The sequence below is a fragment of the Roseateles oligotrophus genome, from assembly GCF_014204525.1.
Taxonomy (GTDB): domain Bacteria; phylum Pseudomonadota; class Gammaproteobacteria; order Burkholderiales; family Burkholderiaceae_C; genus Paucibacter_A; species Paucibacter_A oligotrophus_A.
The window spans coordinates 424249-434981 of record NZ_JACHLP010000002.1 but is presented as its reverse complement, the minus strand read 5'-3'; the positions used below and the strand labels follow the sequence as shown (position 1 = coordinate 434981).

The 10733-nt window shown below is 64.5% G+C and carries 6 protein-coding genes; all 6 read right to left on the bottom strand.

The annotated features are described in order from the left end of the window. Position 1 precedes the first annotated feature (1 nt). The 6 genes from HNP55_RS06505 to HNP55_RS06480 all read right to left on the bottom strand — a co-directional run bounded on the left by HNP55_RS06505 (position 2) and on the right by HNP55_RS06480 (position 10312). Positions 2-790, bottom strand: a complete 789-nt coding sequence (locus HNP55_RS06505; protein WP_246448228.1) for a LytR/AlgR family response regulator transcription factor — start codon at positions 788-790, stop codon at positions 2-4. Beyond that, entirely contained in the window at positions 787-1893 is a 1107-nt protein-coding gene (locus HNP55_RS06500; RefSeq protein ID WP_184297408.1) for a sensor histidine kinase, read from the bottom strand. Before HNP55_RS06500 ends, HNP55_RS06505 begins: the two co-directional genes overlap by 4 nt. A gap of 91 nt (positions 1894-1984) precedes the next feature. After that, a complete protein-coding gene (locus HNP55_RS06495) occupies positions 1985-2740 on the bottom strand; it encodes a class II glutamine amidotransferase (protein WP_184297406.1) in 756 nt (251 codons plus the stop codon). 6 nt (positions 2741-2746) lie between these two features. Continuing rightward, positions 2747-4027 (bottom strand): NAD(P)/FAD-dependent oxidoreductase, encoded by a 1281-nt coding sequence (locus tag HNP55_RS06490; RefSeq protein WP_184297404.1) that lies wholly within the window; start codon positions 4025-4027, stop codon positions 2747-2749. Positions 4028-4079: 52 nt separating this feature from the next. Beyond that, complete coding sequence (locus HNP55_RS06485; protein WP_246448226.1) at positions 4080-6983, bottom strand: TonB-dependent receptor domain-containing protein; 2904 nt, start codon at positions 6981-6983, stop codon at positions 4080-4082. A 386-nt stretch (positions 6984-7369) separates the two neighbouring features. Continuing rightward, positions 7370-10312, bottom strand: a complete 2943-nt coding sequence (locus tag HNP55_RS06480) for a TonB-dependent receptor domain-containing protein (protein ID WP_184297402.1) — start codon at positions 10310-10312, stop codon at positions 7370-7372. Between the last annotated feature and the right edge of the window lie 421 nt (positions 10313-10733).

The window sequence follows — 10733 nt, the reverse complement described above, 5'->3', positions numbered from 1 at the left end:
CCTACTGCCCCTTGAACAAGGACTGGAACTGGCGCGAGACCGGCAGCTGCGTGTCGCGCCCGCGCAGGCTGATGACCATGCTGCTCTCGTCGATGCGCAGGGCGCTGGCGATGCAGCGGCTGTTCACCAGCACCGAGCGATGCACCTGCCAGAAGACCTCGGCATCCAGCTGGGCCAGCAGCTCCTTCAGCGGCGTGCGGATCAAGGCCTCGCCGTCCTTGGCCGCGCCGGGCTCGCGGTAGACCACCCGGGTGTAGCGGTTGTCGCTTTCGAAATAGATCACATCCTCGGGCGCGATCAGCTTGATCTCGCGGCCCAGGCTGGCCTGGATGGGGCGCGGCTTGGCGGCGGCAGCGGGCAGCAATTGCTTGAGCAGGCTGTGCAGATCGGGGCCGGGCGCGGCCGCATGCAGGCGGCGCTTGACCCTGTCGATGGCCTGGCTCAGGCGGGCGTCATCCACCGGCTTCATCACATAGTCCACCGCGCCGGCCTCAAAGGCCGAGACGGCATGGTCGCCAAAAGCGGTGACGAACACCACCTGCGGCGGCGTGGCCGTGGCCGCCATGCGGCGCGCCACCTCGATGCCGCTCAGGCCCGGCATGCGGATGTCCAGAAAACACAGCGCGGGTTCATGCGCGAGGAAGTCGTCCCAGGCATCGACCCCATGCTCGCTGGCGGCCACGATGTCCAGCTCGGGCCACAGACGCTGGAGGGCGGCGCGCAGCTGCTCGCGCGGGCCTTCTTCGTCGTCGGCGATCAGGGCTGTTGGCTTGGGCGTCGTCATCATCATTTGCTTTCTTGCATCCAGTCAATTTCCAGCCGCGCCAGGCAGCCGGGCTGTTGTGGCAACAGCGTCAGCCGGGCGCGCCCGCCATACAGCTGGCGCAGCCGCTCGTCGGAGTTCTTCAGCCCGAGGCCGTTCGTGGCGGTTTCGCTGCCTTGCGTCAAGCCGACCCCGTCATCGCTGACTTCGAGCAAGACCTGGGCCTCGTTCGGCCGGCTCACCCGGATGGCAATGCTGCCGCCGCGCAGCGCGGGCTCGATGCCATGGCCGATCGCGTTTTCCACCAAGGTCAGCAACAAGCCGGGCGGCAGCGGCAGTTCGGCCACGCCTTCGCATATCTCGGTGCTCCAGCGCAGCCGCGCGCCCATGCGAGCCTGCATCACTTCCAGATAGCTGCGCACAATGCCTAATTCTTCATTCAGGCTGAGTGTTTCACGCTCGAACATGGGCAGGGTAGCGCGCAGATAGGCGGTGAAGGAGCGCAAGGTGCTGCCGGCGCGGGTGTCCTGCGTGTCCACCCAGTGCTGGACCGAGGCCAGGGTGTTGAACAGAAAGTGCGGCTGGATCTGCGCCGTGGCCAGGCGGCGCGCCAGCTTGAGGTTGCGATCCTGCTCGTCCAGCTCGCGCAGGCGGGCCTCGATCTGCTGGACGCGGTAGATGACCAGGAACCACCAGGCACTGATGCTCATGATGAAGAGGGTGAGCAAGCTCACCAAGGGGAAGGCCAGATCCTTGTGCGTCACGCCGGCAGGCAGCCAATACTTGTCCAGCGCCAAGGGCAGGGTGACGGCAAAAGCGTAGGCAACAGAGATGATGTTGAGCTGCTTGCGCGTCGGCCTTCGCCACAGATGGCGCGCAATGGCCAGGCCGATATAGCCCAGCAAGCCGCCGAAAATCAGCACCACCAGCAGTGCGCGCCAGGACAGGGCCCGGAGGGTGGTCAAGGCGGGAATGAGCAGCAAGACAATATTGAGCGCCACATAGGCATCAATCACCTTGGGCCAGGGCTGCTGGCCGCCGCGCTGCATTTCCTCGGGCGTGAAGCGACGCTTGGGGCCGGGGTAGAACAACAAGGCCCAGTCGAAGCGAGGGTTAGGTGTGTCTTGCATGGCTGGCAGTCTAGGCGAGCCCGCTGGGCCGGCGGCGGCGGATGCGGCGAGCTGCGCAATGCCGGGATGAATGGCGGAAAGCGCCGCCGGATCAGTCGCGCGGCAGCCCGTCCACAAACACCTTCAGCTCGCCCGGCTGGAAGGCGACCCAGGGTTCGTCCCGGGTCAGCGGCTCGGTGGCGATGACGACCACCCGGTCTTGCGCCGTGGTTTCCGGCGCGAAGTCCACGCTCAGGTCCTCGTCCTGCAGCTGCACCCGGCCGAAGGGGTGGCTGCGCAACAGATAGTGCAGATGGGTGGAGCCATGGGCCCACAAGGCCTGGCCATTGGACAACAGCATATTGAAGGTGCCGTAGGCATTGAGCTGGGGCATCAGCTCGCGCAGGGTGTGCGTCAGCTCCTCGATGCTGGGCACATCGCAATGGGCCTTGGCCAACTCCTGCATCAGCCAGCAGAAGGCGCGCTCGCTGTCCGTCTGGCCCACCGGCTTGAAGGCGGCGTGCAGGCGGGGCTGGAAGTCCTGCAGATTGCCGTTGTGGGCAAACACCCAGTAGCGGCCCCAGAGCTCGCGCTGGAAGGGGTGGGTGTTCTCCAGCGCCACCTGGCCCTGGGTGGCCTTGCGGATATGGGCGATGACGTTATCGCTCTTGATCGGATAGTCCTGCACCAGCTTGGCCAGGGGCGAGACGCGGGCGCTGTGGTGGTCGACAAAATGCCGCAGGCCGCGGCCCTCGAAGAAGGCGATGCCGAAGCCGTCCTTGTGCTCCTCGGCGCGGGTGGCCAGGCCGGTGAAGCTGAACATCACATCGGTCGGTGTGTTGGCATTCATGCCCAGCAGTTGGCACATGGGCGTTTACTCCAGGAACAGGCGGGAGAAGCCCTTGAGGCTGACCAGATTGCCCGGGTTGCTGGTCTCGTTCAAGACCCCGCTCATGCGCTGCAGCAGGCGCGGGCTGCGCTGGGCGCGCCAGATCAGCAGGTCGGCCAGCCAGGGGAAGGCGTTGACGCGGTTGGCGCGCTGATAGAGGTCGAACTTGGGCTTGAGCGCACGCAGGCTTTGCTCGAAGGCCTCGCGTACCTGGCCTTCGCCCCAGCCCTGCTGGCGGCCGGCCAGCAAGGCGTCGGCGGCCAGCATGCCGGTCTCCATGGCCTTGCCAATGCCCTCGCCGGTGAAGGAATAGGTGCTGCCCGCGGCCTCGCCCGTCACCATCAGGCCGGGCCGGCTCCAGCGCGCGCCTTCCAGGGTGCAGCGCAGCGGTGCGCCCTTCAGCTCGCCCACCAGCTCGCCCTCGCGCATCAGCAGGGCGGCGGGCTCATAACTGGCCACAAAGGCGTCAAAAATGGCGCGCAGATTGAGCTCCTTCTTGGCGCCTTTGCCCCCTACCGCGCTATGGCTGTCGGTGACGCCCACGCCGATATTGAAGCAGTTGTCGGGGGCCGGGAAGATCCAGCCATAGCCCGGCCGCACGGCCTGGCTCCAGACCACGTCCATGGCCTTGATGCGGCCCACCATGCTGGGCGCGCGCACATAGCCGCGCAGGGCAATGCCGCTGGGCGTGTGGCGCTCGCACATGCCGGCGGCGCTCAAGGCCTTGGGCACGGCCCCGGTGGCCAGGATCAGCCACTGGCTCTGCACCTCGACCAGGGCCGTCGTGGCCCCTGAACCGACCTTGAGCAGGGCGCCGACGACGCGGCCCTGCTCGTCTTCCAATGGCTTCTCGAAGCGGGCCGGGGCGATGAATTGGGCGCCGGCCTCGCGGGCGGCCTGGCTCAGCAGCTGATCCAGCTGGCGGCGCGGCAGCACGGCCAGCGTGCCGGGCACGTCGATGCGGCCGCCGCGCGGGCCTATGCAGCCCACATGGCTGACCTGCTGGGCCAGGCGCATCACCGGCTCCAGCAGGCCCAGGCGTTGCAAGGCCTGGTGGGCGTCGGGGATCAAGCCATCGCCACAGATCTTGTCGCGGCCCTGGGGCTGCTGGTCGATCAAGAGCACGTCCACGCCGGCTTGCGCCAGCACGCGCGCGCAGGCGCTGCCGGCCGGGCCGGCTCCCACGATCAGCACCTCGCAGCGATCGGGCAAGGCCTCCAGTACCGGGGGCTTTGCACTAGCGGGGCGGGCTTCTTGCTCTGTCATTGTTCTATTCCTCCGGGCGACGCGGCATTTTAGGCATGGCCCTGCAAAGAACTCAGAGGCTGTAGCGCAGGCCCAGGTAGTAACGGCGGCCTATGGGGTCGTAGCTGCCGGCGGCGGTCTCGCTGCCGTCGACGCTGCCCGGCAGCCCCGCGATGACGGGCGGCGCCTGGGTGGCAAAGGCATTGTCCAGGCCCAGATAGAGCTCGGCCCGGCCCCAGCGGTGGCGGGCTTGCAGATCGACGTAGAGCTTGGCAGGCACGCGGAAGGCCCAGCGCGGGAAGGCGGGCAAGGAGCGCTGGAACTGATCATCCAACTCGCTGGCCCCGATATAGCTGGCGCGGCCGCTCAGGCCCCAGGCACCCTGGGCATAGCCCAGATTGAGCGTCCATTTGTCGACCGGATTGCCGAGCTCGCCCAGGCTGCTGTCGCGCTCGGCGGTGTCGGTCGGCTGTTGCCAGGCGCGCAGCAGATGGGTCCAGCTCAGGCCGGCGCTCAGGCGGCCGGCGCCCAGGGGCTCGCTGAGGCTGGCGGCGAAGTCCAGGCCCTGCACCCGCTGGCCGCCGCTATTGACCGGCTGCAGGTCGATCAGGCTCAGCGCGCCGGCGCTGCCCGCCACGCTGGCCTCGGCACGACGGCTGATGAAGCGGCAGAAGGCCTGCGAGCCGCCGTTGTAGCACTGGTCCAGCGCGTACTGGCGGCCGGGGTTGTTGATGGCGCGGGCGATCTGGATGTCAAAGAAGTCCGCGCTGAAGACGGCATTGCGCAGCCAAGGCAGGGCCTTGGGCGTCAGCACCAGGCCCAAGGTGCTGGAGCGGCCAAGCTCGGCCTGCAGCAAGGGGTTGCCGCTGTCGTAGCCGCTGACCGATTGCAGGTCCAGCGGCGTCAGGCTGAACACCCCGCCATGGGCCGCCATATTGGCCTGCACGCCGGCGGCCGCCTTGCAGCGCTGGGCCAGCTCCGTGGTGTCGCTGGCACGCACGCCCTCGCAAGGGTCTTGCACCGTGGGGAAGTTCTGCATGCGCGCCTGGTAGAGCTCGCCGATATTGGGCGCACGGCTGGACTGGGCGCGGCTGAAGCGGGCCCGCAGGCCGGGGTTGATGGCCCAGTCCAGGCCCAGATTCCAGCTGTGGTTGAGGCCGGCCGTGCTGTAGTCGCTGAGGCGGTAGGCCAGCAGGGCATCCAGGCGCTGCAGCGCCGGCAGGGACTTCAGCAAGGGCAGGCGCGCCTCGGCGAACAATTCCCTGACCCCGAACGAGCCCCGCGTATTGGGCAGGGCATTGGAGGCGTTCAGCCCGGCCTGGGAGACGGCGTCGAAAGCCATGTCCGAGCTCTCGCGCCTGAGCTCGCCGCCCAGGGCCAGGGCCAGCGGGCCGGCCGGCAGCTGCCAGGGCTCGCCATTCAGATTGAAGCCGGCAAACTGCTGGGTCAGGCGGGTGTCCATGCGGCCCGGCGCCGCCACATAGGCCGCGGCCGCGGGGCTGATGCTGTTGAAGCCGAACAGGCTCAGCGGCACACAGCCTTGCGTCCGCGCCTCGGCATCGCGGCAGATGGCACGGCCGCTGGCATCGGGCACGGCCTCCAGGGCATGGCGGAACTTGCGCACATCGATCAGGCCGCCGCTGCTCTGCGCCTCGCGGGTCTGGCCGTGGGCGGCATAGGCCTCGTAGGACCAGGCCGGGCTCAACTCGCCGCGCAGGCCCAGCAGCAGGCGCAGGCCCTCACGTCTGGCGTTCACCAGGCGGGCGCCGATGTCCGAGAGCCGGCGGGTGAAGGCGTAGTCACCCTGCAGATTCTGCGGCACCAGGGGGTTGCGCAAGACCTGACCCTCGTGCTCGAAGACCGTGGGCACCCAGCCGCTGGCGGGGTAGATATCGCTGGAGCTCAGCGCAAAGGGTTCGATATGGGACTGGGCCTGGCTACGGGCCCAGCTCGCCTCAAAGAACAGGGCATGCGCCGTATTCAGGGCCAGATCACCCTTGGCTGCGAGCAGATAACGATCCACCGGTACGGCAATGGCCCGGTAGTCCGCACGATTGAAACTGGTAGCGCCCACGCCGTCGTTCTTGGGGCCGTTCAGCGACCAGGGGATCTGGCGGCCTTGCGCGTCGAAGCTGAAGTCTTGCGCCTGGCCCGCCGCATCGACACCAAAAAACTGCCCCTGCGGCGCATAGCTGGAAGGCCAGGGCCCGGGCCGGAACAGATCGGCCGGGTTGCTAGAGCCCGGGTCCAGCACCAGGGAGTACTGGTCTTTGGCCGTGGCCGCACGATCCCGCGAATAGACCGCGCCCTGACGGGTGAGGGCGCCGTGCAGCATCAGACTGCCCTGGCCTTGGGCGAGCTTGTGGCCCCAGCTCGCGCTGAACTTCTGCTTGGCATCGTCGCCATGCTGGCTTTGGCCCAGCTGGGCGTCCAGCAGCAAGCCCTCGAACTCGCGCTTGAGAATGATGTTGATCACCCCGGCCACGGCGCCCGAGCCGTAGGCGGCCGAGGCGCCACCGGTCAGCAGCTCGACGCGCTCGATGAAGTCCGCCGGGATGGTGTTCAGATCCACCGCCGACGAGCCGGCCATGCCCGCCACATGGCGGCGCCCATTGACCAGCACCAGCGTGCGATCGACGCCCAGATTGCGCAGATCCAGCGTGGCGATGCCGGCGCTGGAGGTGCTGATATTGGAGTTGTTGCGGCTGATCAGCGGCGCGCCCATCAGCGGGCTCTTGAGCAAAAGCTCCTGCAGATTGACGACGCCGGCGGCCGCGATATCGGCCGCACCCAAGACCTGCAAGGGCGCCGCCGATTCGGCCGTCATGGCCAGGATGCGGCTGCCGGTGACTTCGACACGGCCCAGCCGGGGCTGGGCTTCATCGGCCGCCCACGGCGTGGAGGCATATGCGCCAAGGCACAAGAGTGCGGCCAGGCGCGAAACTTTGAATGGGGAGGGCTTGAACGAGGACAACAAACAGCGCTTCTTTCCAGAAAACACGGGGCCACGGCCAAGCAGGGGGAAGCTCGGCACACGGGGCCCGGCAAAACGGCAGGGGGCGCAAGTCTAGGGAAGAAAACAGCGGCTTGTGGATCCAAGGCAACAGCACGCATGCTCCGACGCCTGCCGCGGGGGCGGCTGGCGCACGCCGCCGGAGCTGGATTCAGTCCCAAGCCTCAACCCGGCACAGGCTCAGCCGGGCGCGACGTTTCGGCCGTGCTTGACGGCGTATTTGCTCTCCGCACAGCTGGTAACAAGCAATGGGCGGACGCTCTCTGGTTTAGGCAAAAAAAATCCGCCGCAGCACGAGGCTTTGGCGGATTCGGAAGGCACCCTCAGGTGCCTTTTCGCTGCAACAAAGATCAGAAGTTGTAGCGCATGCCCAGGTAGTAGCGGCGGCCAATTGCGTCATAGGTGCCGGCATCGGTTTCAGTACCGGTGACGTTGCCAGGCAAGCCGCTGACGATGGCAGGCGGCGCGGTATCCAGCAGATTGTTGATGCCGCCGTAGAGCTGGAAGCCCTTGCCCAGCTTGTAGCTCATCTGCATATCGGTGTAGACCTTGGCCTTGATCTCGCCGAACATCTTCTGGTTTTCGCGGGCGGTGCGAATCACCTTGTCGTTTTCATCGGTGGTGTCTGAAAACGACTGGTCGTCAAGGTAGGCATGGCCGATATAGGTCACAGAAGCCTGAACGGCAAAGGCGCCGCGGTCATAACCCACATTCAGAACCCAGCGGTTGCGAGACGCGCCGACCTCACCTTGAGAGTAGTCAGGGGCTTCACCTTCCTTTGCAGTCAAAGAAGACTTGATCAAATAGGTGTAAGCCAGACGGCTATTCAGCTGCCCATCGGCCAACTTCATCGCATGGCTGACGGTCAGGTCAACGCCGCTGGTGGCGCGACTGCCGGCATTGATGTTGTATTGATTGATCAAGGCAATCGAGCCCGCGCTGAGTGCTCCCAGGGCGGTCGGGCGACGCGTCACATCCTTGCAGTACGCAGCCACGCCGGCATAGCACTGGTTCAGCGTCAGCTGGCGACCCGGGGTCGAGATGGCGTCGTCGATCTTGATGTCGAAGTAGTCAGCGGTGAAGCTGAAGTTCTTCAGGTACTCAATGCCCTTGGGCGAGAAGATCACACCCAGGGTGTTGGACTTGCCCTTCTCGGCCTTCAGGCTCGTGCTGCCGAAGTCGTAACCGCTGATGCTTTGCGAATCCGGTTGCACCACGGTGAATTTTCCGTTCGTGGCGATGTTCTGCATGACACCCGGGTCTTTGCGGCAGAGGTCGTCTTTCGCGCCAACAGAGGTCGCGGTCACGCCCTTGCAGGGGTCCGCAATACCGGTCGGGAAGGTCTGGTTGCCGCCTTGGAACAGCTCGCCGATATTGGGCGCGCGCGTCGACACGGCGGTTGTGCCGCGCACGCGGAACATCGAGTTCAGGGCCCAATCCAAGCCTGCATTCCAGCTCGTCACATTGCCAACGGTCGAATACTTGCCGAAACGAACCGCAGCATTCGCATCCAAGGCTTTGACGAAAGGCAAGTTCTTCAACAAGGGCGCACGCACCTCACCGAAGACTTCCTTCACATTGAATTCGCCTTCCGTGATCGGACGGGCGTTGCCCAAATTCAGTCCGGCTTGTGTCAGAGCATCGGCTTCATCACGGGACTTTTCCTTACGGTACTCGGCACCCAAAGCCACGCCAACCTGACCTGCAGGCAGGCTAAAAGGCTCACCCGACACCGTTGCGCCTGCAAAAGTCTGCTCGACCTTGGTCATCAAGCTGCCGTCGGCCCGCACATATTTAGCAGCCTCAGGACTGATCGAGCCCTTGCCGAACACATTGATGGGCACACAACCCTGTGCACGAGCGAGCGGATCCCGGCATTGCGCCTTGCCATTGGCGTCGGGAATGGCTTCCAGCGCGTTGCGGAAATTGGCCGCATTGACCTGGCCGGTGCTGTGCTGTGCTTCCTTGGTAAAACCGTGCGCAGCATAGGCCTCATAGTTCCAGGTCTTGCTCAAATCACCCTTCAGGCCTACGAGGATGCGGAAGGTGTCACGTTCTGCGCGTGCGCCCCGATTGTCGATTTCCGACAGGCGGCGGGTGAAGTTGTAGTCCTTGGCGCCATCCTTATCGCGGTCGGTCGCCAGGTTGTAGATGTAGTCCGGCACCAGCGGATTGCGGGTCAGCTTGCCATTGACCATGAACTCCGCCGGCACATAGAAGCCGCCCGAATAGATCGGGTTGGAGCCGCCCGTGGAATCCACTGCAAAGGGCTCAATCTGCGTCTTGGTGCTGGTGGCGGCGTAGGTGCTCTCAAAGAACAGCGAGTGCGAGTCGTTCAGCGCTTTCTCGCCATTCGCTGCCAACAGCAAACGGTCGGTAGGAATCGCGGTTTGACGAATCGCATTGCGATTGAAACCGAGCGCGCCCGTGTAAGGCACTTCTTTGCCAGAGGGGTCGTAGGTGTAATTGGCCGGCTTGCCATCGGCCCCGGTGTAGAAGAAACGACCTTGCGGGGTAAAGGATGAATAAGCGGGGCGATTGACCGTCGCGATATCCGAGGCTTCGCCGGTCAGGGCGAACTGAGACAGCTGGTCCACCGACGAACGATCGCGATTGGCCGAGTACACAGCGCCCTGCTGGCTGATCGAGAAGTGCGCCATGATGTTGTCACGGCCGTCAGCCGAGCTCACACCCGTGGTCGCGCTGAACTTCTTGACCTTGTCATCGTTCTTCTGGCTTTGGCCGACTTGTGCGTCCAGCATCAAACCCGAGAAGCCCTTCTTCAAGACCAGATTGACCACACCGGCAACAGCATCGGAACCATACGCGGCCGAAGCACCGCCGGTCATCACTTCGACGCGCTCAATGAAGTCCGTCGGGATAGTGTTCAAGTCAACGGTGGCCGAGCCCGAGATACCAGCCACATAGCGCCGCCCATTGACGAGAAGAAGGGTACGGTCGGCACCGAGATTGCGCAGGTCAACGGTGGCAACACCGCCGGCCGAGGTGCTGAAGTTGGAGTTGGTCCGGCTGATGCCCGGAGTACCAAACACGGGACTCTTCAACAGCAAATCTTGCAGATTGGTCGCACCCGAGGCCGCGATATCTGCCGAGGTCATGACCTGGATAGGTGCGGGCGAAGCCGCATTGACCGACAAGATGCGCGAGCCCGTCACTTCAACTCGTTCCAACTGCTGGGCGCTGGCCTGCTGCGCAAACGCTGGGGTCGCCAGCGCGCCCAGGGCCAGAGAAACTGCAGCGCTGATGGCGCTGACTTTTGCTTGCTTCAACATCAAATTTCCTCCGTGGATTTGGCGAAATGCCGAGCTCTGACTACAAGTCCACGGGCGTTGAGAAGTACGTCCTGGAGACTCGAGGAGCTATGTGCCGGAGAAAGTCTAGAAGTGCCTACGTAAAGGCCTACAAGGGGTCAATACCTATGGGACTAACGCGACAAATACTTGCACCCAAGATCGACACATGGCCTTCGACAAAAAGGGCGATCACCGCGCAATTGATGGCAATTTCCTTACGCAAGATCAAGGACATTTGCTCATTAGCAACATGCGATATTACTTGTAGCACTGGGCAATAAATTGACGGCTCCAGGCTATCAATCGAAAAAATCCTTCTCAATAGTCACGAGGAATTCGCTATTCGCACAAACAGGGACTATGCCAGTCAATTAAAAAATGCCAGTCAGCGTTAACTGAC